Origin of the sequence: Methylobacterium sp. NPDC097929, from assembly GCF_049543375.1 — a bacterium.
In the GTDB taxonomy this organism is placed as follows: domain Bacteria; phylum Pseudomonadota; class Alphaproteobacteria; order Rhizobiales; family Beijerinckiaceae; genus Methylobacterium.
The window spans coordinates 1,169,979-1,192,581 of record NZ_JBMVEP010000001.1 but is presented as its reverse complement, the minus strand read 5'-3'; the positions used below and the strand labels follow the sequence as shown (position 1 = coordinate 1,192,581).

Below are 22,603 nucleotides of genomic sequence, written 5' to 3'. Positions count from 1 at the left end.
GCTCCTGCGGCTTCGCGCGGTGGCCCCGGAGCCGCGGCGCGTTCGCGCCTTGCGCTCAGTCCTTCGCCACGAGCGGGCGGGGCGCGGCCTGCGCCGTCGGGCCCATGTTCGGCGCGTAGAGCGGCAGGACGAGGCGAAACCAGCCGCGGGTCTCCTCGTTGTCCTGCAACTGCCCGGTGCGGGTGCGCGTCTGGCGGGCGACCACGTCGCGGGCGACGTAGGCCTGCACGATGAAGCGGTCGAAGTTGTAGCCGACGAGGCCGCCGACCGCGAGTTGCCCGGTCTTCTGGTAGTTCCGGTAGAGCGGATCGCTGCGGTCCACCGCGAGGTCGAGGGAGCCGTAGGCGATCGGGCCGATCTCGAACTTGCCGAACTTCTTGACCAGCGTCAGGTCGAGGTTGAGTCCGTCCGCCTGGCCGATCGGCCCGAGTGCCTGCCCGACCGGGCCGCCGAAGCGGGCGCGCGGGTCCACGGTGAGCCCGTGGGAGAGCGAGGCGCTGATGTTGTAGCTGCCGTAGCCGACATAGGTGGCCGAGAAGGTCTGGCGGATGGTCGTCGAGGCCAGTTGCGGCTGGATCGGCGTGCCCGCGAGGCCGAGCCCGAGCGAGCCGCGGTCGCCGAACGGAAGGTAGGCGCCGAGCAGGTAGGAGACGCCGAAGCCGTTCCCGAGATTCCAGGCCAGGATGCTGGCGATCAGCGGGTTGTACATCACGCTGACGTCGCGGTTGGGCAGCGGCGTCGGGTTGCGGGTGTTGACGAACACGGTCGGGAACGAGACGACCGGCTGGATCTGTGCGCCGAAGAGCTTGTAGGGCGAGGCCCAGATCAGGAACGGGATGTTGCCCATCGCGTCCGGCGCGTTCGGCCGGTCGGCGCGACCGACGGTGAAGGTGTCGACCGCGATGACCACGCCGGTCGGCAGGGGATAACCGGCGGTGAGGCCGACCTGCTCGCCGGGGCGCGTCGCCGGGGCGGCATAGGCCGCGGTCGCGCTCGCCGCGATGCTCAAACACGCCGTGAAGGCGCGCAGAGTGGCCCCTCTCTTCCGCATCTCTCCCCCCGTATCTTGGCCCGATCGGCTCTCTAGAAACTTATGATATAGAGTTCGCGTTTTTCCAATCAATAAAACCCGGAAATGCAGTCGATCCGTGCGGTTTTGATTTTCGCAACAGTCAAACGAAATGATGATCGGCCGCGGTGACGGACAAAGGGTTTTTGTTGCTGGTCATCCGGCGTCGTACGCCTTCGGCCTGATCTGTCGATGCCGCATCCCCCGGCGGGCCGGGCCGGAAGCGTCCCCCCGCGCGCGGTCCGCCGGCCGCGCCGGCCGCGCCGCGAAACGGCCTCAATCCGGGCGCCCCGAGACGCTCTGAGCCAGAACCCTCGGCATTCGGGACAGCTTGGCCTGAACGCCGCGACCGGCGAGAATGCGCGGCGCCGGCACGGATGGCGAGGAAGGGGTTCGGGGATTCGGAAGGCGCGGATGACGCAGATCGAGCGCTACATATTCAGGATCGCGCTCGGGGCCTTCCTCACCTGCCTGATCGGGCTCACGGGCACGATCTGGGTGACGCAGGCCCTGCGCGAACTCGACCTCGTCACGGCCAAGGGGCAGACGCTCCTCGTCTTCCTGTTCATCACCGGCCTGTCGCTGCCGACCCTGATCACGGTGATCGCCCCGGTCGCGCTGTTCATCGCCTGCGTCTACGCGCTGAACAAGCTGAACGGCGATTCCGAACTCATCGTGATGTCGGCCGCGGGCATGCCGCCGCGCCAGCTGCTGCGGCCCTTCGTGACGCTGGCCTTCGCCATCAGCGTCGTGGTCGCCTTCCTGACGATCCAGGTCATGCCCTCCTCCTTCCAGGAGCTGCGCGACGTGCTGACCCGCGTGCGCGGCGACTTCGTCGCCAACGTCGTCAAGGAGGGGCAGTTCACGGCGCTCGACAGCGGCATCACCTTCCATTTCCGCGAGCGCGGGCCCGACGGCTCGCTCCAGGGGCTGTTCATCCAGGACAAGCGCGAGCCGGGCAAGGCCGTGGTCTACCTGGCCGAGCGCGGCCGCGTCAGCGAGGTCGAGGGGCAGACCTACCTCGTTCTGGAGAAGGGCAGCATCCACCGCCAGCAGAAGGACAGCCGCGATTCCTCGATCGTGAGCTACGAGCGCTACGCCGTCGATCTGGCCGCCTTCACGCCCCCGGATTCCGAGACGATCTACAAGCCGCGCGAGCGCTCGACGGCGGCCCTGCTCTTCCCCGACACGAGCGAGGGCTATTACCGCCTGCAGAAGGGCCGCTTCCGGGCCGAACTCCACGACCGGCTCTCGGCCTGGCTCTACCCGCTGGCGCTCGCCTTCATCGCGTTTGCCGCGCTGGGCGATCCGCGCACCACCCGCCAGGGCCGGGGTTTCGCCGTGGCCGGTGCCGTGGTCGGCGTCATCGCCCTGCGCATCGCCGGCTTTGCCGCCAGCAGCGCCGCCGTGCGCAGCCCCGGGGCCGTGGCGGCGATCTACGGCGCGCCGCTGGGCGCGATCGCGCTCTCCTGCCTCATGATCTTCGGCGGCGCCCGCACCCGGGCGCTCGGCGAGCGGCTCGGCCGGCCGGGGCGGGCGCTGGCCGCCGCCCTGCGGCGCCGGCCGCAGGCCGGGCGGGCCTGAGGGAGCGATCATGCTCATCGGCGCCACCCTCGGCCGCTACTTCGCGTGGCGCTTCGTGCGCACGATCCTCGGCGTGTTCCTCACGGTCTTCGCGCTGGTCTACACCCTCGACTTCGTCGAGCTCCTGCGCCGCGCGGGCGAATCGGAGGGGGCCTCGACGGGGCTGATGGCCCGGCTCGCCCTCTACCGCACGCCCGCGGTGGCCGAGAGCGTGCTGCCGTTCGCGGTGCTGTTCGGCTCCATGGCCGCCCTGCTCCAGCTCTCGCGCAAGCTCGAACTCGTGGTGGCGCGCGCCGCCGGCATCTCGGCCTGGCAGTTCCTCCAGCCCGGCGCCTTCGTCGCGCTGGCCATCGGCGCGCTGACCATCGGCGCCTACAATCCCCTCTCGGCCGCGCTCAAGCAGCGCTCCAGCGAGATCGAGGCGAAGATCTTCGCCAAGGCCACCAAGGCCGGCACCGGCAAGGACCTCTGGCTGCGCCAGCGCTCCGTCGACGGGCAGGCGATCATCCGCGCCGAGACGGCGATCGAGGGCACCACCACGCTGGCCGGCGTCACCGCCTTCCTGTTCGACGAGGCGGGCGTCTTCTCCGCCCAGGTCGAGGCGGCGCGCGGAATCCTGCACGACGGCTGGTGGGAATTCCAGGATGTGCGCGTTCTCACACGCGATCAGCCGCCCGAGAGCCACGAGATCTACCTCGTGGCCTCCACCCTCGACCCGAGCCAGATCCGCCAGCGCTTCACGCCCCCGGAATCTGTGCCCTTCTGGCAACTTCCACAGACGATCGCGCGCCACGAGCGGGCTGGGCTGGATGCCACGCGCTACCGGCTCCAGTACGATGTATTGCTGGCAACGCCCCTGCTCTACCTCGCGATGGTCCTCGTGGCGGCAACGGTTTCCTTAAGATTCTTCCGCTTTGGTGGGGTCGGCAAGCTGGTGCTCGGCGGGGTGGCGGCAGGCTTCGTGCTCTACGTCGCGCGGCAGGTCATGGAGGGCCTGGGCGCGTCCGGCATGGTCGCGCCGACAGTGGCGGCGTGGTTCCCCGCCGTGGTAGGGAGCTTGCTCGGTACGCTCACGCTTCTCTACCAGGAGGACGGCTGATGCAGGGTCTTCCGGGGAAGCGCGGTGCCGGGCCGTGTCGTCGTGCAGGGGGCTGCACAGGGTTCGAGGGACGCGTTGCGTAAGGTCGCCGACATCGCGATCACGGTCTCGATGGCCGCTCTGCTCACGGCAGCCTTCGGGCTGACCGCGCAGCGTGCCCATGCCCAGGCCGGACTCGAGAAGCTCGCCGGAGGCGGCAAGGGCGAGAAGCCCGGCCAGCGCCTGCTCGTGGAAGCCGACGAGCTGATCTACGACAACGACCGCAACACCGTGACCGCGCGCGGCAATGCCGAGCTGCATTACGGCGCCCGCACGCTCCAGGCCGACCGGGTGCGCTACGACCGGGGCACCAGCCGCGTCTTCGCCGAGGGCAACGTGCGCCTGACCGACGAGACCGGGGCGCTGGTCACCGGCGAGCGGATGGAGCTGACCGACGACTTCAAGAACGGCTTCGTCGACGCGCTGCGCATCCAGCAGACCGTCCAGATGAAGGGCGAGACCGTGCGCACCCGCATCTCCGCCCCGCGGGCGGAGCGGATCGCGGGCGAGCAGTCGAGCTTCGACTACGCCACCTACACCGCCTGCGAGCCCTGCAAGGACAACCCGACGACGCCGCCGCTCTGGCAGATCAAGGCGTCCAAGATCGTCCACAACAACCAGACCCACACCATCACCTACGAGGATTCGACCCTCGAACTCGGCGGCATCCCGGTCGCCTACCTCCCCTATTTCGAGTCCGCCGACCCGACGGTGAAGCGCAAGACCGGCTTCCTGACGCCGCGCTTCATCACCTCGACGGCGATCGGCACCGGCGTGGCGACGCCGTACTTCATCAACCTCGACCCGAGCTACGACCTGACGATCTCGCCCGCCTTCGTCTCGCGCCAGGGCGTGCTGGGACAGGCCGAGTTCCGCCAGCGGATCGACAACGGGTCGTACAACCTGCGCCTGTCGGGCATCTTCCAGTCGACGCCCTCGGCCTTCCTGCCGGGGCCGCTGGGTGCGGCCGACCGCGACTTCCGCGGCTCGATCGAATCGCGCGGGCGCTTCTACATCAACGAGAACTGGCGCACCGGCTGGGACCTCGTCGGCGTCACCGACAAGTGGTTCCTCGACAATTACCGCATCCGCAACCAGAACATCACCACGGATTACTTCCGCGAGGCGGTGTCGAGCGCCTACCTCGTCGGCCAGGGCGACCGCTCCTGGTTCGAGATGCGCGGCTACTACTTCAAGGCCCTGTCGAGCTTCGACTGGCAGAAGGAGCAGCCCGTCGTCCTGCCGGTGATCGACTACGACAAGCGCATCGACGGGCCCAAGCCGCTCGGCGGCGAGGTGCGCTTCGAGGCCAACGTCACCAGCCTCACCCGCGAGGCCACCGACTTCCAGGGCATCCCGCGCACGGGCAGCTACCTGTTCGCCCCGAGCGTGAACGGGATCAGCTACCCGCTCTACGAGACCTGCACCACCTTCGTGCGGGAACGCTGCATCGTGCGGGGCCTCGGGGGCACCAACACCCGCCTCTCGGCCCAGGTCTCCTGGCGGCGCAGCTTCATCGATGATCTCGGCCAGGTCTTCACGCCCTTCACCTACCTGCGCACCGACGCCTTCTTCGTGAACCCGAGCCTGTCCGGCTTCCAGAACGCGCTGGTGAACAACATCACCACGGTCGATGACGGCTTCTCCGGCCGCGTCATGCCGGCGGTCGGCATCGATTACCGCTACCCCTTCGTCGCCGATTTCGGCGCGCTCGGCGTCCATACCCTGGAGCCCATCGCCCAGGTGATCGCCCGGCCCTCCGAGACCCGGATCGGCCGCCTGCCCAACGAGGACGCGCAGAGCCTCGTCTTCGACGACACCTCGCTCTTCGAGTGGGACAAGTTCTCGGGCTACGACCGGGTCGAGGGCGGCGTGCGGGCCAATCTCGGTGCGCAATACTCCGTCGTGACCCCGACCGGCTGGTACGCGAACGTGATGTTCGGCGAGTCGATCCAAGTCGCGGGCGTGAACTCGTTCCGCCGCGGGGATCTGGCCAATGTCGGCCTCGATTCCGGCCTGGAGAACCGCCGCTCGGACTTCGTGAGCCGCTTCCAGCTCTCGCCCAACCAGAACATCAGCTTCATCGCCCGCGCCCGCTTCGACCAGCGCGATCTGGCCGTGAACCGGTTCGAGGCCGGCGTGACCGCGCGCTTCGCGCCGTTCCTGCCGCTCGAGACCTCGCTGTTCTACTCCTTCTACGAGGCGCAGCCGGCGCTGGGCTTCGCCCACCGCCGCGAGGGCGTGACGGCCTCGGCCACCTACCGCATCACCCCGAACTGGTTCGTCACCGGCTCGGCGCTCGTCGATCTCACCCACTACCTCGACACCCGCGACACCTTCGCGGACTACTACACCGCCTACCTCGCCAACCCGGTCGGCCTCGCGCCGGTCTACAGCAATCCGGGCCGGGCCTATCTCTCGGGCATGAGCCTCGGCGGCGGGTATCAGGACGAGTGCACCACGGTCTCGCTCAACTACATCGTCTCGCCCATCGCCACCGCGATCGGCGTGCGCGAGCGCAACCAGACCGTCCTGCTGCGGCTGGAGCTGAAGACGCTGGGCGAGGCGGACCTGCGCCAGAACGTCAGCACCTCGACCACCGCCGACGGCATCGCCACGGTGCGCTGAGATGCTGAGGCGCGCGGCCGGCACGCTCGCCCGCGCCTACGGCGCCCTGGCGACGCTCCCCTTCTCCCTCCGCCGGGATCGGATCGCTCCGCCGCGGGATCTGGCCCACGGCGCCTGGATCGACACCCTGTCCGAGCGCTTCGACCGGCCGGGCCTGCGCGTGCTGGAGGTCGGCTCGCGCAACGTCACCGGCGCCAATTTCCGCCACCGCTTTTCCCGGGCGGAATATGTCGGCTTCGACTTCTACGCCGGCGAGAACGTCGACGTGGTCGGCGACGCCCACCGGCTCTCCAGCTATTTCGGGCAGGACGAGCGCTTCGACCTGATCTTCTCCTCGGCGGTGTTCGAGCACCTCGCCATGCCCTGGCTGGCGGCGGTCGAGATCGGCCGGCTTCTGAAGGTCGGCGGCCACGTCTTCGTCGAGACGCACTTCTCCTTCCGCTCCCACGAGCGGCCGTGGAATTTCTTCCAGTTCTCGGACATGGGCCTGCGCGCCCTGTTCAACGACGCGCTCGGCTTCGAGCTGATCGAGAAGGGCATGAGCAGCCCGATCGCCGGCTACTTCACCGCCGCCGCCCGGCCCGGCCTGCGCTTCTCGCCCATCACCGAGATGTACGGGCACAGCGAGATCCTGTGCCGCAAGCGCGCGGAGCCGCCGGCCGGCTTCGACTGGAGCCGGGTTCCCCTCGACGCCGTCGTGGACGGCACGCGCTATCCGGAGCCGACGCGGTAGGCGGCCGGGCCGGCGGCCCGCGCCCGCGCGCGCGGCCTCGGACATCGCCGCAAAGGCTGTATAAGTCCGGCCATGGCTTGTGACGACAGACCCCTCGCGCTCACCCTCGGCGACCCTTCCGGGATCGGGCCGGAGATCGCGCTCGCCGCCTGGCGCCTGCGCGCCGAGCGGGGCGTGCCGCCCTTCCAGCTCGTCGGCGATCCCGATTTCCTGGAGCGGACCGCCCACCGGCTCGGCCTGTCGGTGCCCGTGGCCGAGGTCGAGACCGAGGATGCCTGCGCGGTGTTTCCCCGGGCGCTGCCCGTCCTGCCGCTGCCGAGCGGGGCCAGGGTGAGCGCGACGCCCGGCGCGCCGGATTCGGCGAATGCGGGCGCGATCGTGGAATCGATCACCGCCGCCGTCGATCTGGTGCGCTCCGGCGCGGCCTCGGCCGTGGTGACCAATCCCATCGCCAAGTTCGTGCTGACCCGGGTCGGTTTCGCCCATCCCGGCCATACCGAGTTCCTGGCCGCGCTCGCGGCCAAGGAGGGCCGGGAGCCGCCGCTGCCGGTGATGCTGCTGTGGAGCGACACGCTCGCCGTGGTGCCGGTGACGATCCACGTCGCCCTGCGCCGCGTGCCGGATCTGCTGACGCAAGGATTGGTCGAGCGCACCGCCCGCATCGTCCACGCCGACCTGCGCGCCCGGTTCGGCCTCGACGACCCCCGCCTCGTCCTGTCGGGCCTCAACCCCCATGCGGGCGAGTCCGGCACCATGGGCACCGAGGATCGCGACGTGCTGGCCCCTGCCGTCGCGGCCCTGCGCAGCGAGGGCATCGACATCCGCGGGCCGCTGCCCGCCGACACCCTGTTCCACGAGCGGGCGCGGGCGACCTACGACGTGGCGCTGACCCCCACCCACGATCAGGCGCTGATCCCGATCAAGACGCTCGCCTTCGACGAGGGCGTGAACGTCACCCTGGGGCTGCCCTTCGTGCGCACCTCGCCCGATCACGGCACCGCCTTCGACATCGCCGGCAAGGGGGTCGCCAAGCCCGACAGCCTGATCGCGGCCCTGCGGCTGGCGCACCGCCTTGCACAGCGCCCGGCCGCCACCGTCACGCCCTTCCCCGTCCGCGCCTGAGCCTCTTCGCCGATGAACACCGAAGCGTTGAGCGCCGACGGCCTGCCGCCCTTGCGCGAGGTGGTGCGGCGCCACGGGCTGGAGCCGAAGAAGGCGCTCGGCCAAAATTTCCTGTTCGACCTCAACCTCACCGGCCGCATCGCCCGCGCGGCCGGCGCGCTCGACGGCGTCACCGTGGTGGAGGTCGGCCCCGGCCCCGGCGGGCTGACCCGGGCGCTGCTGGCCGCGGGCGCCCGGCGCGTGGTGGCCATCGAGCGCGATCCGCGCGCCCTGCCCGCTCTGGCCGAGATCGCCGCCCACTACCCCGGCCGGCTCGACGTGATCGACGCCGACGCGGTCGGCTTCGATCCGCGGCCCCTTGTCGGCGACGGGCCGGTGCGGATCGTGGCCAACCTCCCCTACAACGTCGCCACCGTGCTGCTCACCGGCTGGCTCGGCGCCGAGACCCGCGACGACCGCTGGCCGCCCTGGTGGGACTCGGCGACCCTGATGTTCCAGCGCGAGGTCGCCGAGCGCATCGTCGCCGACGAGTCGGACCGGGCCAATTACGGCCGGCTCGGCGTCCTGTGCGGCTGGCGCACGCAGGCGACCATCCTGTTCGACGTGGCACCCTCCGCCTTCGTGCCGCCGCCGAAGGTCACCTCCAGCATCGTCCACCTGCGCCCGCGCCCCGAGCCCCTGCCCTGCCGGATCGCGGATCTGGAGCGGGTGACCCGCGCCGCCTTCGGCCAGCGCCGCAAGATGCTGCGCCAGAGCCTGAAGGCCGCCACCCCCGACCCCGCCCGCCTGCTCGCCGCCGCCGGGCTACTGGAGACGGCGCGGGCGGAGGAGATTCCGGTCGCCGGCTTCGTGGCGCTGGCGCAGGCTTTGGCGGCGGGGGGATAGGCGGGCGCCCGTCCCGACCGATTGCGATCGATCCGGGCGGGTGCGGAGCCGGAGGGGAAGCCCTGGCTCAGCGCAGCTTCATCAGATCGTCGATCGCGCGCTCGACCTTCAGCCGCGCGGCGTAGTGCGTCATGTGGCCAATGCCGGGCAGGAGCCGGAGGGTGCTTCCGGGGATCGTCGTGTGCAGCCGCACCGAGTGGTCGCTCGACTTGACGATGGCGTCCGCATCGCCGGCCAGGATGGAGACCGGCAGCGTCAGGCCCGCGTAACGACGCTCGAGCGCGGTGACGGCGGCGTTCATCGAGGCGGCGTCTTCCGCGACGGCGCGGGCTTGCGTCGCGGCCGCGGCGATCTCGATCGGGAAGCGCGCCTTGAAGCGGGCCGGCACGGGTTGGGGCCAGAACACCTGTCGGAACGACTGTTCGGTGAGCGACGCGCTCAGCTTCGCCGGCACCATCGCCCGCGCCGCGTCGCCGATCCCCGGCATCGCCAGCGGTGCGAGCATGGCCGCGTCGCTGCGGCGTCCCGGGAAGTAGGAGCCCGACAGCAGCACAAGCCCGCGCAAGGGCCGCCGCCCCTCGGCCGCGAGCGCCAGGGCGACGATCGTGCCCCAGGAATGCCCGACCACGAGGGGGCGCTCGACGGAGAGCTGGTCCAGCACCCGGTGCAGGAGCGCGGCCTGGGCCTGGGCCGTCCAGACCCGGTGGCGGGGGCGGGCCGTGTAGCCGAAGCCGGGCCGGTCGATCGCGACGACCCGGTAGCGCGTCGCCAGCCGGTCGATCAGGCCGCAGATCGCGAAATCCTCGGCCATGGTGCCGTTGCCGTGAACGAGCACCACCGGCCGCCCCCGGCCGCGCACGATGACGTGCACGGGCAGGGAATCGACCGTCACGAACTGGCCGGGCGGCTTGCGCACGACCTCGGACCCCTGCGGGGCGAAGGCGGCCGCGACCACCCGCTCGGTGTGGCGGACCGTCCGCTTCACGGTCCGGACCGTCGCCTTCTTCGTCTCCCGGATCGCCTTCTCGGTCGAGCGGGTCACGGCCTTGCCGGCGGCGTCGACGGAGCGCGTGACCTGCCGCGTGGTGCGGGCGAGGCTCTTGCGCACGAGGCGCCGGGCCTGACGGGAGGGGTCGAAGGGAAACACGGCGCCTCGCGGAGCAACGGGCCATCGTCGGGGTCCCGCCGCGATGCGCCGGCCTGTCCCCGGCCGACACTACCGAGTTTCCGCTGCACTGCACAACCAGTCCGGGCGCGGAAGGTGCCGGCCGGTCCTCTCCGTCACCGTGCCCGTCAATGCACGGGCAGCGAGGCCTCCGCCTTGTCGTGCCGGCCGAAGCGCTCGACCAGGGTGGCGCTGGCCTCGTTGAGGCCGATCACCTCCACGGTCCGGCCGGCGGCGCGGGCCTTCATCACCACGCGGTCGAGGGCGTCCACCGCCGAGATGTCCCAGAAATGGGCCGCGTGCACGTCGATCACGAGGCGCTCGATGGGCTCGCGCGCATCGAAGCTCTCGGCGAAGGTGCCGGCGGAGGCGAAGAACACCTGGCCCGAGACCCGGTAGGTGCGGGTGCGCCCGTCCGCCGACAGCTCCGAGACGACCCGGCTCATCCGCGAGACCTTGCCGGCGAAGAACACGCCCGAGAGCAGCACGCCGGTCAGCACGCCGATGGCGAGGTCGCGGGTGGCGACGACGACCGCCACGGTGGCGAGCATCACCACCGAGGAGGGCAGCGGGTTGCTGCGCAACTCCCGCAGCGAGCGCCAGGAGAAGGTGTTGAGCGAGACCATGATCATCACCGCCGTCAGCGCCGCCACGGGCACGAGGCTGAGGAGATCCTGCAGCAGGACCAGCAGCACCAGCAGGAAGACGCCCGCCACCAGGGTCGAGAGCCGGCCGCGGGCGCCGGACGAGACGTTGATGACCGACTGGCCGATCATGGCGCAGCCGCCCATGCCGCCGAACACGGCCGAGCTCATGTTGGCGAGCCCCTGGCCCACGCATTCGCGGTTCTTGGAGCTGCCGGTATCCGTCATGTCGTCGACGATCTGCGCAGTGAGCAGGCTCTCCAGGAGGCCGACCGCGGCGAGGGTCACCGAATAGGGCAGGATGATGCGCAGGGTTTCGAAGGTCAGCGGCACGTCGGGCAGGGCGAAGCTCGGCAGGGCGCTGGGCAGGGCGCCCAGATGCGCGACCGTGCGCACGTCGAGACCGAGGACGGCGGTGAGCGCGGTCAGCACCGCGATGGCCACCAGCGGGGACGGCACGGCGCGGGTGATTCTTGGGAAGCCGTAGATGATGGCGAGCCCGAGCGCGATCAGGGCGTAGGTGGCCGGGGTCACGCCGCTGAGTTCGGGCCACTGCGCCAGGAAGATCAGGATCGCCAGCGCATTGACGAAGCCCGTCATCACCGAGCGCGAGACGAAGCGCATCAGCCGCCCGAGCCGGGCGAGCCCGGCCAGGATCTGCAGAACGCCCATCAGGATGGTGGCGGCGAAGAGATACGGGACGCCGTGGTCGCGCACGAGATCGACCATCACGACCGCCGTGGCGGCGGTGGCGGCCGAGATCATGGCCGGGCGCCCGCCCGCGAAGGCGATGGTGCAGGCGATGACCACGGAGGCGTAGAGGCCGACCTTCGGATCGACCCCGGCGATCACCGAGAAGCCGATGGCCTCCGGGATCAGGGCGAGCGCCACGACGATGCCGGAGAGGATGTCGGCTCGGGGCGAGCCGAACCAAGTGGCTGCGAACCGCCCGCGGGCGGTCGTCGATATCGATGACATGGAGACAGATTCCGCAGAGGGACGCGTCCCCGCGATGGATGCGCGGAGGAAGGAAGGCGTCACGAATGCGTGGTCCGGCGGATCGGCGGCCGGAAGAGCCACCCGGGCTTTCACCGGGTCCGAGCGATTGCCCCTGCTCGTACAGCGCGGGCTGCGGCGGTGCAACACCGCCCGGGTCGGATGCTCGGCGACCCCGCCGTTCGAGGGGCCGACCGGCGATGCGTCGGGTTCATCGCCGATGCGGACAGACCCGAGGTCCTGGCTGCCGGACTTGGGACTACCGGGAGGCCACGCCTGCAAAAGCCATCACAAGGCACGGCACTCGCAAGCTCGTTATGTTTTTCGTGAGAAAACCAAAGTATGGCTGGCTCGCTGCCGCTCCGACTTTGGGTTTTCTCGCGTGAAACGCGATCATCTCGTACATGCGGTGAGGGAACGCCTGGTCCGCCTCCCGCCGCCATACGGCAGCCATTACGGCGTCGTCCAGGCGCCGCCGCCGGAGAACGGCATCCCCCTGATGGAGGTGCTGCCCCGGCTCAGCCGGGCGAGCGAAGCACTCGGGCGGGTGCAGGCACTGGCCGAGGGGATGGAGGACCACTTTCAGATCAGCCGTATCCTGAAGCGGCAGGAGGCGGTCAGCTCGGCCGCCATTGAGGGCACCAGCAGCACCCTCGATGAGATCCTCGCGGTGGAAGAGACCGAGGATGCGAATGCGCGCGCGCAGGCGAAGCAGGTGCGGGACTACGCCGTCCTTCTCGACCGGCTCGTTCCCGAGGCACGGGCCCGCGGCCCCGCCCTCTTCGACCTCGCCATGATCCAGCGCCTCCACGCCGCTGTGATGGAATCGGATCATGCGTACGAGGACGTTCCCGGCGAGCTGCGGCAGGCGGTGATCTGGATCGGCGGGCGCGGCGACATCGCCTACTCAACATGGAATCCACCCCCGCCCGATCGCGTTCGCGCCTGCCTGCTCGACACGGTGGACTACCTGCGCAACGAGGGTCTGCAGGCGGTTCACCAGAACCTGATCACGCGGATGGCCGTGGCGCACGCCCATTTCGAGGCCGTTCACCCGTTCCGCGACGGCAACGGGCGCGTGGGGCGCCTGCTTCTGCCCCTCATGATGGCGGCGGACGGCGCCGTTCCGCTCTACCTCTCGCCCTATATCGATGCACACAGGGAGCACTATTACGCCGCCCTGAAACGCGCGCAGCAACGGCTCGAATGGGCCGAGATGGTCGGCTTTCTCTCCGACGCCATCGTCGGAACCGTCGATGAACTCATGCGCACCCGCGATGCGCTCGACCGACTCCGGCGGGAATGGCTCGGCCGGCGAAGGTTTCGCAGCAATGCGGCCTCGACACGAGCGCTCGACCTCTTGGTGAACCATCCGGTGCTGTCGGTGAAGCGCCTCGGGCACTTGCTCGATGTCACCTTCGCGCAGGCGGGCCGAGCGGTCGACCAACTCGTCGCGGTCAACATCCTGCGCGAGCGAACCGGCTACCAGCGAAACCGCGTCTTCGTGGCCGGCGAGGTACTGTCCATCGTCAATCGTCCGTTCGGTGCGGAGCCGGCCGTGCCGGACGATCGAACGGATCCGCCCGGCAAAGCGGATGCGTGACGGCCCTTCCGACAGAACCTTCGGGCGAAGCCGGCCCTGCCCTACCGCAGAAAACTCACCGCCACCGGCACCAGAATCGCGGTCAGGAACGCATTCAGCCCCATGGCGATGCCGGCGAAGGTGCCGGCGACCTCGCTGACTTGGAAGGCGCGGGCGGTGCCGAGCCCGTGGGCGGCCAGCCCCGCCGCGAAGCCGCGGGCGCGCATGTCCTCGACGCGCAGCAGGCGCATCAGCGGCGTGACGATGACCGCGCCGGCCATGCCGGTGAGCATCACCAGCACGGCGGCCAGCGTGGGATCGCCGCCGAGCGCCTCGACGATGCCCATGGCCACGCCCGTGGTCACCGATTTCGGGGCCATGGCCAGCATCACCTCGTAGGGGATGCCGGCGAGCGTGGCGAAGGCCAGCGCCGAGGCCATCGCGGTGACGCAGCCGACGAGGAGGGCGGCGAGCATGGGCAGGAGCGCGCGCATCACCGTCGCGCGCCGCTCGTAGAGGGGCACCGCCAGCGCCACCGTGGCCGGCCCGAGCAGGAAGTGCACGAACTGCGCGCCCTGAAAGTAAGCCGGATAGGGCGTGCCCGTCAGCGTCAGCAGCAGGCCGATCATCCAGATCGAATGGATTACCGGGTTGGCGGCCGGGTGGCGGCCCGCCGCCTGGAACAGCCGGTCGGCCACCGCGTAGGCGAGCAGCGTCACCGTCAGCCACAGCAGCGGCGTGTGGGTCAGGTAGACCCAGAGCGCGAAGTCGCCGCTCACCGCCGGTCCATGATCCGCGAGACCGCGACGAAGGTCAGCACGGTCGCCGCCAGCGTCAGGGTGACCGAGAGCACGAGCACGAGCGCGAGCGCCAGCCCGCGGCTCGCCAGCACGTCGAGCCGGCCGATGATGCCGACGCCCGCCGGCACGAACATGATCGAGAGATGCGCGAGCAGCCCCTTGGAGGCGTCCTCCAAGCCGCCATCGACCAGCGGCGGCGGCAGCCAGCGGTTCGAGACCGGCCGGGCGCGGTCGCGCACCACGAGGAAGACGAGCAGCAGCGCCATGCCGATCACCGGGCCCGGGACGGGCAGGCCGGCGGCCCGCGCGGCGACTTCGCCCGCGAGCTGCGCGAGCAGGATCACGGTGAGGCTGACGATCATGAGAGCACGCGGGATGCCGAAGGGATCGTCCCTTCGGCGGGGCGCCGGGGCGCAACCCCGGTCTTCCTCCAGGGCTGCGCCCCGGACCCGCGACAGGGCGCGCCCTCTCGAAGCCCCGGCCTTTCCGCGCAGCGGAACGTCATGCGCCGGCGGGGCTCGCCGCCTCGCGGGCGCCCCGGACCCGGGCGGCGTCGATCGCCGCCTCGTCGAAGCCGAGCAGCTTGCCCAGGCGCCAGACCAGCGCCTCCTCGAATTCGTGCACCGCGCCGTCCGCCCCCGCCACGGCCCAGGCCATGGCCAGCAGCCGCTCCCGCTCGCCGGGCGCGCCGTCGCCGCCGATCTGCTCGACGAGGCTCGTCATGTCGCGGGTCTGCGCGTCGAAGGCGGCGGCCCGCTCGATCAATCCTTCCGCCTCCGCGTCGCTGGCGGCGTAGCGGCCGCGCACGAGGCGCACCAGCCGCGCGGTCTCGGCCGCGTCGAGCAGGCCGTCGGCGCGGGCGACGTGGACGAGGAGCGCGGTCGCCGCGAGATGCTCCTCGCTGCCGTCGGGCATGGGCTCGGCCGGGGCCGGCAGGCCGAAGGCCGAGGAGGCGTAGGAGAGAAGACGCTGCAGAAGAGCCATGTGTCCGGGTTCCGTCCGGTTTCGGCGCCACCGTCGGGGCCGCGCGGGACAAAGGTCAAGCGAGGAGCGGAGCGGGCCGGACCCGGCCGCGTCGTTTCGGGCGCGGGCGTGGCGCGGCTGCACCGGACGCCGCCGGCCGGCCTCCTCAGATCTCGATCCGCCCCTCCCCGGCCGCGGTGCCCGCATCCAGCGCGACGCTCTTCACGATGGCGTAGACAGGCCGGCCGACCGCGAGCCCGAGATCGCGGGCGGAGGCGCGGGTGAGGCGGGCGGCGAGGATCGCCTCGCCGCAGGCCACCTCGACGAGGCAGGCCGGCCCCTCCTCCGCGAGGCGCGCGATCCGGCCGGCCAGCACGTTGCGCGCGCTCAGGGCCCGCGGCGGCTCGGTGGCCAGCAGCACGTCGCGGGCGGGGATGCGCAGGTTCAGCCGGCGGCCCGGCGGCAGGGCCAGGAGCGGCACGTCGAGCCGCAGCGCGTCCCCTTCGCCGCCGGCGAGCCGGGTCAGGCCGGCCGCCGGATCGTGGCCCTCCACGCGGAGTGCCAGCACGCTTCCGGCTTCCGCCCCGTCGGGGATCAGCTCGGGCCGGCGCAGCACGGCGTCGACCGGGCCGCTCGCCGCGACGCGCCCGCCCTCCAGCACCACCACGGTGGAGGCGAGACGGGCCACCTCCGCCACGGAATGGCTGACATAGACGATGGGCAGCCCCGCCTCGTCGCGCAGCCGCTCGATATAGGGCAGAATCTCGCGCTTGCGGGCCTCGTCCAGCGCCGAGAGCGGCTCGTCCATGAGGAGCAGGCGCGGACGCGCCAGCAGCGCCCGGCCGATCGCCACCCGCTGCCGCTCGCCCCCCGAGAGGCCGGCCGGGCGCCGCTCCATGAGCGGGGCGATGCCGAGAAGATCGGCCACCGCGTCGAGGTCCGGCCCACCCGTTCCGCGCGTGAAGAAGCGGCCGAAGCGCAGGTTCTGGCGCACGCTGAGATGGGGCATCAGCCGCGCCTCCTGGAAGACGCAGCCGATCCGGCGCCGATGCACCGGCACGCGGATGCCGCGCTGCGTGTCGAGCAGCACCGTGCCCTCGATCGCGATGCGCCCGCGTTCGGGCCGCGCGAGCCCGGCGATCAGGTCGATCACCGTGGTCTTGCCCGAGCCGGAGCGCCCGAACAGGGCCGTGAGCCCGGCCCCGGCGCAGAAAGCGACCTCCAGGGCGAAGGCGCCCCGGCGGAGCGAAACGTCGATCTCGATCGTCATGGCGCGTCGGTCCGGGAGGTTCGTCCCGCTCGAGGGGGCGAGGCGGCTTGCGGGGGGCGGCTTGGCAGAAAAGCAGAGGCGGACACAAGTCGCGGGCCCGATGCGCCGCCCGCCGCGTTGTCGGCGCGAGGCCGCAAGGGAGTCCCGATGATCACCGTCCACCATCTGGAGAACAGCCGCTCGCAGCGGGTGCTGTGGCTCCTCGAAGAGCTGGGGCTCGCCTACACGGTGAAGCGCTACGCCCGCGACCCCGACACGATGCTGGCGCCGCGCGAACTCAGGGCCGTGCATCCGCTGGGCAAGTCGCCGGTCGTCGAGGCGGACGGGCAGGTGATCGCCGAGACCGGCGCCATCGTGGAATTCCTGACGACGCGGGCGGGCGGCGCCCTGGTGCCGCCGCCGGACACGCCGGAGGCCCTGCGCTACACCTACTTCCTGCACTACGCCGAGGGCTCGGCCATGCCGCCGCTGCTGCTGAAGCTGGTGTTCTCGCGGCTCGCGCCCGGCAGCCCCGCCCTGCTGCGCCCCCTGGTGCGCGCCGTCGCCGCCCGGGTCACGGCCGGCTTCGTCGATCCGGAATTGCGCCGCCACGCCGCGTATTGGGAGGCGGAACTGGCCAGGCGCCCGTATTTCTGCGGAGCGGACTTCAGCGCCGCCGACATCATGATGAGCTTTCCGCTCGAAGCCTTTTCCGCCCGCGGCACCGGCGCCGGCCCCCGCCTCAAGGACTGGCTCGCCCGCATCCACGCCCGGCCCGCCTATGGGCGGGCGCTCGAGCGGGGCGGGCCTTACGCCTACGCGTGAGAAGGCCTGCCCCCGAGACCGGGGGGACGGGGCGCCCCGGCTCCCTCACCTCTCCGCCCCGATCCGTCGGCTCATGCGCCGGGCGAGCGCTTCGGAGGCGAGGAGCGCCAGCATCGAGACCGCGACCGAGATGAGGGTGAGGCGCAGCGCCCCCGCCTCCCCGCCCGGCACCTGGGTCAGCGTGTAGATCGCCGAGGGCAGGGTCTGGGTCTCGCCGGGGATGTTGGAGACGAAGGTGATCGTCGCGCCGAACTCGCCCATCGCCTTGGCGAAGGCGAGCACCGCGCCCGCGAGGATTCCGGGCAGGCTCAGCGGCAGGGTGACGGCGAGAAAGACCAGCGGCGGGGGCGCGCCCAGGGTTTCCGCCGCCTGTTCCAATCGGCGGTCGACCGCCTCGATCGACAGGCGCATCGCCCGCACCATCAGCGGGAAGCCCATCACCGCGCAGGCGAGCGCCGCGCCGGTCCAGCGGAACGAGAACACGATGCCGATCTCGGCGAGCCACGCCCCGAACAGGCCGCGCCGGCCGAAGGCGAGGAGCAGCAGGTAGCCCGTCACCACCGGCGGCAGGATCAGCGGCAGGTGCACGAGCCCGTCGAGCAGGGCGTGTCCGGGAAAGCGCCGCCGTGCCAGCAGCCAGGCCACGAGGAGGCCGGGCGGCAGGCTCGCCAGCGTCGCCACGGCGGCGATCCGCAGGGAGAGGAGAAGGGCCGTGGTCTCGTCGGAGCTGAGGCCGAGGGCGCCCGCGAGCAGGTCGGCGGCGCCGCTCACGGCACCCCTTCCCGCCGAGCACGGACGAGACATGGCGGAGGCCAGGGCCCTCTCATCGCGCGCATCTCGGGTCCGGCCCGGGTCGGCGTCTTCGATCGGCGGCTCAGAGCCCCGCCGCGGCCTTGAGCGCGGCGTTGATCCGGTCCTGCCAGCCGGGGCCGTCCTTCTGGAAATGCTCCAGCACGGCCCGGTCGATGCGCAGGGAGACGGTCTCGCGGGCGCCCGGAACGAGGGGGGCTCGCGGCGCGGCCGGCGCGGCCTCGGGGGCCTTCTTCGTGGTCACCGCCCGGAAGGCGGCCTCGGCCGCCTGACGCGGGTCGCTCGGACGGCGGGTGCGGTCGATGGCCATCGCGGTCAGACCGTCGCCTTCTTGCGGCTGCGCTTGGGCGCGGGCGGGTTGGCGGCCTTCTCGGCGGCCTCCTCGGCCTCCTTGGCCAGGCGCAGGGCCCGCAGGCGCACGGTGCGCTCGTCCACGGCTTTGACGGCGGCCAGATGCTCGGCCATCGCCTGCTGACCCTCACGAGCCATGCGTTCGGCCCGCTCCGCGCGCTCCGCGGCCCGGGTCTTGGCGTCGATGTCGTCGCTCATGGAAAAATCTTTCGATGAGGATCGCGCCGCACGAGGTCCCGCGGCGGCGCGCGGCGTCCCGACGCGGCAGTCAAGCGAGTGCGGAACGGCAGAAAACCCCGAGCAGGACCGTCAGGGATTTCCGAAGGCTTTAGCACGAAAGCGCGCGCAAAGACCAACCCGGTGGGGGCATGGCCGGTTTTCCCCCGCTCTTCGTCGGCCCTGCGGAAGGCGGGCGCCGGGCGTCGGCCCGAACGGCGCCTCGCGCCGGGAGGCCTTGAGATCGTCCGGGTCGGACGGGATGAGACCGCGAATTTCTACCGTCGATCGGTGACGTGTCAGGATCATCGCCGGTGGATGCAAGACAAGCCGGAAATCCCAGGGTCTGCCGCGCGTCATCGCGCAAGTTTTTTCGCGAATACGCAGCATCTGGCCGCGCGATTACGCTTTTCCGGCACGTTTCGCGGGCGCATTAAGTTTCGAAAAACGATCATCTGTTAATCCATCCGACAATCCGTCGTCTCGAGGCGGCTCGGGGTTGTTCCATGCGCGCGTCCATCAAAGTCGTCCTCACCGGCCTGTTCGGCGTGATGGCCATCCTGTCGGTCGGGCAGGGCGTCTCCGGCCTCACGAGTACCGCGGCCGTCGAGGCGAAGGTCACCGACATCACGACGAACTGGATGCCCTCGCTCGATCTCGTCCGGCAGATGCAGGCCACCTTCTCGGACGTGCGGACCGCCCGCCTCGGCTTCCTCCTGAGCGAGAGCGACGCGGAGCGGGTCGCGGCGCGCCGGCAGACCGATGCCGCGGTCGCCCGGATGCAGGATCAGATGCGGCGCTACGAGCCCCTGGTCAGCTCCGCCGAGGAGCGCGCGCTCCTCGCCGCCTTCCGGGAGAAGTGGACGGCGAATACCGGCCTGTTCGACCGGGTGGCGAACCTCGTCGAGCAGGGCCGCGCCCCGGAGGCCCGCCACCTGTTCCAGACGGAGGTGCGCGACAACTTCACGAGCGCCGGCGCCATCCTGAACCAGGATGCCGAGCTGAACCGCAAGGGCGCGCTCGAGGCCGCCGCCGCGGCCGAGGCGGCCAGTGCCTGGGCGCGCGGCGTCACCTGGCTCGACCTCGTGCTCGTGGGTCTGGCCGCCCTCGGCGCCATGGCTTTCGGCTTCTTCCGGATCGCGCGCCCGCTGCAGGCGATGACGGCGGCGATGAACCTGCTCGCGACCGGCCAGACCGGACTCGTCGTCCCCGGCACCGGGCGGCGCGACGAGCTCGGCGCGATGGCGGCGGCCGTGCAGGTCTTCAAGGACAACCTGATCCGCACCCGCGCCCTGGAGGAGGAGACCGCGCAGGCCCGCGCCTCGGCCGAGCAGCAGCGCAAGGCCGGCATGCGCCAGATGGCCGACCGCTTCGAGGCGGCCGTGGGCGGCATCGTCGGCAGCGTCTCCGCCTCGGCCACGCAATTGCAGGCGACGGCCCAGCAGATGACCTCCACGGCGGGCGAGACGGCCTCGCAATCCACCGCCGTGGCCGCCGCCGCCGAGGAGGCCGCCTCCAACGTCAACACCGTGGCCGCGGCGGCCGAGGAACTCGGCGTCTCCGTCTCGGAGATCAGCCGTCAGGTCGCCGGCTCGGCCGGCCTGGCCCAGGCGGCCGTGGGCGAGGCGGACCAGACGGCGCATCTGGTCGAGGAGCTGTCGCAGGCGGTGGTGACGATCGGCGACGTGGTCGGCCTGATCTCGACCATCGCGGGCCAGACCAACCTGCTGGCGCTCAACGCCACCATCGAGGCGGCCCGCGCGGGCGAGGCGGGGCGCGGCTTCGCGGTGGTCGCCTCGGAGGTCAAGGAACTGGCCTCGCAGACCGCCCGGGCCACCGAGGAGATCGGCCGGCATATCGGCCGCATCCAGGGGGTGACGGGGCAGGCGGTGAGCGCCATCGGCTCGATCACCCTGCGCATCCGCGAGATCAACGCCGTGGCCGCCTCCATCGCCGCGGCGGTGGAGGAGCAGGGCGCGGCCACCCAGGAGATCGTGCGCAACGTCTCCCAGGCCGCCACCGGCACGGGCGAGGTCACCCAGAACATGACCGGGCTGGCCCAGGCCTCGGAGGATACCGGCGCGGCGGCCACGCAGGTGCTGGCCTCCGCCTCCGAGCTGTCGCGCCAGTCCGAGCACCTCTCCGCCGAGGTGCAGCGCTTCCTCGACACCGTGCGCGCGGCATGAGGCGCGGCGGCGCTCCCGCGAGGGGCGCCGCTTCGCTCAGGCGTTCAGGCCGCCATCGACCGTGACGACGGAGCCGGAGATCTGCCGCGCCGCGGGGCTGACGAGGAAGGCGACCGCCGCGGCCACGTCGTCGGGCGTGCCGTAGCGGCCGAGCGCCGTCAGGCTGCGGATGCCGTCGGCCTGCGCGCCCTCGGCCGGGTTCATGTCGGTGTCGGTCCCGCCCGGCTGGACGAGGTTCACGGTGATGTCGCGGGGGCCGAGTTCGCGGGCAAGCCCCCGGGTGAAGGCCAGCAGCGCGGATTTCGTCATCGAATAGACCGTCACGCCCGGAAAGGGCACGCGCTCGGCGAGGCACGAGCCGATCGAGACGATGCGCCCGCCCGCCCCGAGATGCGGGATGGCCGCCTGCGAGGCCAGCACGACCGAGCGCACGTTGACGTTCAGCAGCGCGTCGATGTCGGACAGGCTCATGCTCTCGACGGTGCCGCCCCGGGCGATGCCGGCATTGTTGACGAGGATGTCGAGGCCGCCGAGCCCCTCGACCGTCTCGGCCACGGAGCGCGTCACCGCCGCCGCGTCGGCGCTGTCGGCCTGGATCGCGCGCCCGCGCCGGCCCCTCCCCTCGATGCTGCGCACGACCTCCGCCGCCCGGTCGGCCGACCGTTCGTAGGTGATCGCCACATCCGCCCCCCGCTCCGCCAGCGCCAGCGCGATGGCGGCGCCGATGCCGCGCGAGGCGCCCGTGACCAGGGCGCGCTTGCCAGCCAGATCCTGCATGGTCCGTCCTTTTTTGTAGCGATCGACACAGAAATGGCTAGGCGTGTTGGTGGGAGCGGTCAAGAAGATGATCTATCGATCGATGCAGAAATCGGGACGCGGACCGGAGGCCGAGAGAGACCCCGGGGAAACGGCGCGCAGCCGCGGGCGGCCGCGGGCCTTCGACCGCGAGGCGGCCCTGGCGCAGGCGACGCGGCTGTTCTGGCTGAAGGGCTACGAGGCGACCTCGATCGCCGACCTCACGCAGGCGATGGGGATCGGCTCGCCGAGCCTCTACGCGGCCTTCGGCTCGAAGGAGGCGCTCTATCTGGAGGCCCTGCGCCACTACACCGAGCGCTACGAGGCCTCGGTCTGGGGGGGATTCGGGGCCGCGGGGACCGCGCGCGAGGCGGTCTCGACCTATCTCCGCGACTCGGCCGCCGCCCTCACGGGCTCGCTCGGCGACCAGCCCCTCGGCTGCATGGTGACGCTCTTCTCCGTCGGCGGCGCGGGCCACGCGGATCTCGGCGAGCGGATGCGCGCGGCGCGCGGCGTCACCCTGGAGCGCCTCGAAGCGCGCCTCGCCCGCGCCGTGGCGGAGGGGGAGATTCCGGCCTCGACCGATCTGCGGGCGCTGGCCCGCTTCGCCCAGGCCGTTCAGAGCGGCATGTCGATCCTGGCCCGCGACGGCGTCGGGCGCGCCGAGCTGGAGGCGGTGGCCGCCCTCGCGATGCTGGGGTGGGACGCCCGCCTCGGGGCGCAGGCGGGCGGGCCCGCCTGATGGCCGCGGCCGAGCGCGATCGCCCGGGGAATCTCGTCGGCGATCGACGTCGTGGCACCTCGCGCGACGGACGATGCACCGGTCCGACGATCGAACTACGAAAAGATTAACCTCAGATTC

General features: G+C 71.5%; 21 protein-coding genes and 1 other annotated feature. Of the genes, 10 read left to right on the top strand and 11 right to left on the bottom strand.

All coding sequences use genetic code 11. The features are described 5' to 3' along the window. Positions 1 to 55: 55 nt before the first annotated feature. Positions 56 to 1,051: a transporter gene (locus ACPCJR_RS05715; protein ID WP_391511554.1), complete on the bottom strand. Its 996-nt coding sequence runs from the start codon at positions 1,049 to 1,051 to the stop codon at positions 56 to 58. 432 nt (positions 1,052 to 1,483) lie between these two features. Between ACPCJR_RS05715 and lptF the strand changes: the two genes are divergently transcribed. The 6 genes from lptF (at position 1,484) to rsmA (ending at position 9,159) form a co-directional block, all read left to right on the top strand. Continuing rightward, positions 1,484 to 2,653 carry an LPS export ABC transporter permease LptF gene (gene lptF / locus ACPCJR_RS05710; protein WP_391511555.1) on the top strand — a complete coding sequence of 390 codons (1,170 nt, stop codon included), beginning with the start codon at positions 1,484 to 1,486 and terminating at the stop codon, positions 2,651 to 2,653. Positions 2,654 to 2,663: 10 nt separating this feature from the next. Then, positions 2,664 to 3,752 carry an LPS export ABC transporter permease LptG gene (gene lptG, locus ACPCJR_RS05705; protein WP_391511556.1) on the top strand — a complete coding sequence of 363 codons (1,089 nt, stop codon included), beginning with the start codon at positions 2,664 to 2,666 and terminating at the stop codon, positions 3,750 to 3,752. Positions 3,753 to 3,827: 75 nt separating this feature from the next. Next, positions 3,828 to 6,419, top strand: a complete 2,592-nt coding sequence (locus ACPCJR_RS05700) for an LPS-assembly protein LptD (protein WP_391511557.1) — start codon at positions 3,828 to 3,830, stop codon at positions 6,417 to 6,419. Position 6,420: 1 nt separating this feature from the next. After that, entirely contained in the window at positions 6,421 to 7,152 is a 732-nt protein-coding gene (locus ACPCJR_RS05695) for a class I SAM-dependent methyltransferase (protein ID WP_391511558.1), read from the top strand. A 72-nt stretch (positions 7,153 to 7,224) separates the two neighbouring features. Beyond that, positions 7,225 to 8,274 (top strand): 4-hydroxythreonine-4-phosphate dehydrogenase PdxA, encoded by a 1,050-nt coding sequence (gene pdxA, locus ACPCJR_RS05690; RefSeq protein ID WP_391511559.1) that lies wholly within the window; start codon positions 7,225 to 7,227, stop codon positions 8,272 to 8,274. Positions 8,275 to 8,286: 12 nt separating this feature from the next. After that, positions 8,287 to 9,159 carry a 16S rRNA (adenine(1518)-N(6)/adenine(1519)-N(6))-dimethyltransferase RsmA gene (rsmA, locus tag ACPCJR_RS05685; RefSeq protein ID WP_391511560.1) on the top strand — a complete coding sequence of 291 codons (873 nt, stop codon included), beginning with the start codon at positions 8,287 to 8,289 and terminating at the stop codon, positions 9,157 to 9,159. A gap of 67 nt (positions 9,160 to 9,226) precedes the next feature. Here the strand turns inward: rsmA and ACPCJR_RS05680 are convergent, their stop codons facing one another. Together ACPCJR_RS05680 and ACPCJR_RS05675 are read right to left on the bottom strand one after the other, a co-directional pair. Further along, positions 9,227 to 10,306: an alpha/beta fold hydrolase gene (locus tag ACPCJR_RS05680; protein WP_391511561.1), complete on the bottom strand. Its 1,080-nt coding sequence runs from the start codon at positions 10,304 to 10,306 to the stop codon at positions 9,227 to 9,229. Between the two features lie 146 nt (positions 10,307 to 10,452). Beyond that, on the bottom strand, positions 10,453 to 11,946 hold the full coding sequence (locus ACPCJR_RS05675) for a SulP family inorganic anion transporter (protein ID WP_391511562.1): 1,494 nt from the start codon (positions 11,944 to 11,946) through the stop codon (positions 10,453 to 10,455). Between ACPCJR_RS05675 and ACPCJR_RS05670 the strand changes: the two genes are divergently transcribed. Then, positions 11,945 to 13,567 (top strand): Fic family protein, encoded by a 1,623-nt coding sequence (locus tag ACPCJR_RS05670; RefSeq protein WP_391511563.1) that lies wholly within the window; start codon positions 11,945 to 11,947, stop codon positions 13,565 to 13,567. The genes ACPCJR_RS05675 and ACPCJR_RS05670 overlap by 2 nt on opposite strands. After that, positions 12,015 to 12,070 (bottom strand) — a sequence feature (sul1 is cis-regulatory element that is thought to sense ions involved in sulfur or methionine metabolism; They are found in Alphaproteobacteria). Its footprint overlaps the gene before it by 56 nt. 41 nt (positions 13,568 to 13,608) lie before the next feature. On the opposite strand, the gene ACPCJR_RS05665 is transcribed toward ACPCJR_RS05670, so the two are convergent. The 4 genes from ACPCJR_RS05665 to modC form a co-directional block, all read right to left on the bottom strand. Beyond that, on the bottom strand, positions 13,609 to 14,325 hold the full coding sequence (locus ACPCJR_RS05665) for an LrgB family protein (protein ID WP_391511564.1): 717 nt from the start codon (positions 14,323 to 14,325) through the stop codon (positions 13,609 to 13,611). Beyond that, on the bottom strand, positions 14,322 to 14,708 hold the full coding sequence (locus ACPCJR_RS05660; RefSeq protein WP_391511565.1) for a CidA/LrgA family protein: 387 nt from the start codon (positions 14,706 to 14,708) through the stop codon (positions 14,322 to 14,324). Before ACPCJR_RS05660 ends, ACPCJR_RS05665 begins: the two co-directional genes overlap by 4 nt. Before the next feature lie 139 nt (positions 14,709 to 14,847). Continuing rightward, the gene (locus ACPCJR_RS05655; RefSeq protein WP_391511566.1) at positions 14,848 to 15,330 is read right to left on the bottom strand and encodes a TerB family tellurite resistance protein; all 483 of its coding nucleotides are present in this window, start codon (positions 15,328 to 15,330) and stop codon (positions 14,848 to 14,850) included. 145 nt (positions 15,331 to 15,475) lie between these two features. Next, positions 15,476 to 16,579, bottom strand: coding sequence for a molybdenum ABC transporter ATP-binding protein (gene modC / locus ACPCJR_RS05650; RefSeq protein ID WP_391511567.1), 1,104 nt, complete (start codon positions 16,577 to 16,579; stop codon positions 15,476 to 15,478). 147 nt (positions 16,580 to 16,726) lie between these two features. Between modC and ACPCJR_RS05645 the strand changes: the two genes are divergently transcribed. Then, on the top strand, positions 16,727 to 17,383 hold the full coding sequence (locus ACPCJR_RS05645; RefSeq protein WP_391511568.1) for a glutathione S-transferase: 657 nt from the start codon (positions 16,727 to 16,729) through the stop codon (positions 17,381 to 17,383). Positions 17,384 to 17,428: 45 nt separating this feature from the next. Here the strand turns inward: ACPCJR_RS05645 and modB are convergent, their stop codons facing one another. The 3 genes from modB to ACPCJR_RS05630 all read right to left on the bottom strand — a co-directional run bounded on the left by modB (position 17,429) and on the right by ACPCJR_RS05630 (position 18,742). Then, a complete protein-coding gene (gene modB / locus ACPCJR_RS05640; RefSeq protein ID WP_391511569.1) occupies positions 17,429 to 18,187 on the bottom strand; it encodes a molybdate ABC transporter permease subunit in 759 nt (252 codons plus the stop codon). A gap of 70 nt (positions 18,188 to 18,257) precedes the next feature. Continuing rightward, positions 18,258 to 18,503, bottom strand: a complete 246-nt coding sequence (locus ACPCJR_RS05635; protein ID WP_331286795.1) for a BrnA antitoxin family protein — start codon at positions 18,501 to 18,503, stop codon at positions 18,258 to 18,260. A 5-nt stretch (positions 18,504 to 18,508) separates the two neighbouring features. After that, the gene (locus ACPCJR_RS05630) at positions 18,509 to 18,742 is read right to left on the bottom strand and encodes a hypothetical protein (protein WP_110351905.1); all 234 of its coding nucleotides are present in this window, start codon (positions 18,740 to 18,742) and stop codon (positions 18,509 to 18,511) included. Positions 18,743 to 19,266: 524 nt separating this feature from the next. On the opposite strand from ACPCJR_RS05630, the gene ACPCJR_RS05625 reads away from it, so the two are divergent. Beyond that, a complete protein-coding gene (locus ACPCJR_RS05625) occupies positions 19,267 to 20,946 on the top strand; it encodes a methyl-accepting chemotaxis protein (protein WP_391511570.1) in 1,680 nt (559 codons plus the stop codon). A gap of 36 nt (positions 20,947 to 20,982) precedes the next feature. Here ACPCJR_RS05625 and ACPCJR_RS05620 read toward each other — a convergent pair whose 3' ends face one another. Further along, on the bottom strand, positions 20,983 to 21,723 hold the full coding sequence (locus ACPCJR_RS05620; protein WP_391511571.1) for an SDR family oxidoreductase: 741 nt from the start codon (positions 21,721 to 21,723) through the stop codon (positions 20,983 to 20,985). Between the two features lie 82 nt (positions 21,724 to 21,805). Here ACPCJR_RS05620 and ACPCJR_RS05615 point away from each other — a divergent pair, with 82 nt between their 5' ends. Beyond that, a complete protein-coding gene (locus ACPCJR_RS05615) occupies positions 21,806 to 22,483 on the top strand; it encodes a TetR/AcrR family transcriptional regulator (RefSeq protein WP_391511661.1) in 678 nt (225 codons plus the stop codon). Positions 22,484 to 22,603 lie beyond the last annotated feature (120 nt).

Coding starts and splice junctions, on each gene's coding strand:
- ACPCJR_RS05695 (WP_391511558.1), top strand. CDS start 6,421: ATGCTGAGGCGCGCGGCCGGCACGCTCGCCCGCGCCTACGGCGCCCTG.
- ACPCJR_RS05620 (WP_391511571.1), bottom strand. CDS start 21,723: ATGCAGGATCTGGCTGGCAAGCGCGCCCTGGTCACGGGCGCCTCGCGC.
- modB (WP_391511569.1), bottom strand. CDS start 18,187: ATGTCTCGTCCGTGCTCGGCGGGAAGGGGTGCCGTGAGCGGCGCCGCC.
- ACPCJR_RS05715 (WP_391511554.1), bottom strand. CDS start 1,051: ATGCGGAAGAGAGGGGCCACTCTGCGCGCCTTCACGGCGTGTTTGAGC.
- ACPCJR_RS05675 (WP_391511562.1), bottom strand. CDS start 11,946: ATGTCATCGATATCGACGACCGCCCGCGGGCGGTTCGCAGCCACTTGG.
- ACPCJR_RS05670 (WP_391511563.1), top strand. CDS start 11,945: ATGGAGACAGATTCCGCAGAGGGACGCGTCCCCGCGATGGATGCGCGG.
- ACPCJR_RS05660 (WP_391511565.1), bottom strand. CDS start 14,708: ATGATCGTCAGCCTCACCGTGATCCTGCTCGCGCAGCTCGCGGGCGAA.
- ACPCJR_RS05625 (WP_391511570.1), top strand. CDS start 19,267: ATGCGCGCGTCCATCAAAGTCGTCCTCACCGGCCTGTTCGGCGTGATG.
- lptF (WP_391511555.1), top strand. CDS start 1,484: ATGACGCAGATCGAGCGCTACATATTCAGGATCGCGCTCGGGGCCTTC.
- modC (WP_391511567.1), bottom strand. CDS start 16,579: ATGACGATCGAGATCGACGTTTCGCTCCGCCGGGGCGCCTTCGCCCTG.
- ACPCJR_RS05645 (WP_391511568.1), top strand. CDS start 16,727: ATGATCACCGTCCACCATCTGGAGAACAGCCGCTCGCAGCGGGTGCTG.
- pdxA (WP_391511559.1), top strand. CDS start 7,225: ATGGCTTGTGACGACAGACCCCTCGCGCTCACCCTCGGCGACCCTTCC.
- ACPCJR_RS05635 (WP_331286795.1), bottom strand. CDS start 18,503: ATGGCCATCGACCGCACCCGCCGTCCGAGCGACCCGCGTCAGGCGGCC.
- rsmA (WP_391511560.1), top strand. CDS start 8,287: ATGAACACCGAAGCGTTGAGCGCCGACGGCCTGCCGCCCTTGCGCGAG.
- ACPCJR_RS05630 (WP_110351905.1), bottom strand. CDS start 18,742: ATGAGCGACGACATCGACGCCAAGACCCGGGCCGCGGAGCGCGCGGAG.
- ACPCJR_RS05655 (WP_391511566.1), bottom strand. CDS start 15,330: ATGGCTCTTCTGCAGCGTCTTCTCTCCTACGCCTCCTCGGCCTTCGGC.
- lptG (WP_391511556.1), top strand. CDS start 2,664: ATGCTCATCGGCGCCACCCTCGGCCGCTACTTCGCGTGGCGCTTCGTG.
- ACPCJR_RS05615 (WP_391511661.1), top strand. CDS start 21,806: ATGCAGAAATCGGGACGCGGACCGGAGGCCGAGAGAGACCCCGGGGAA.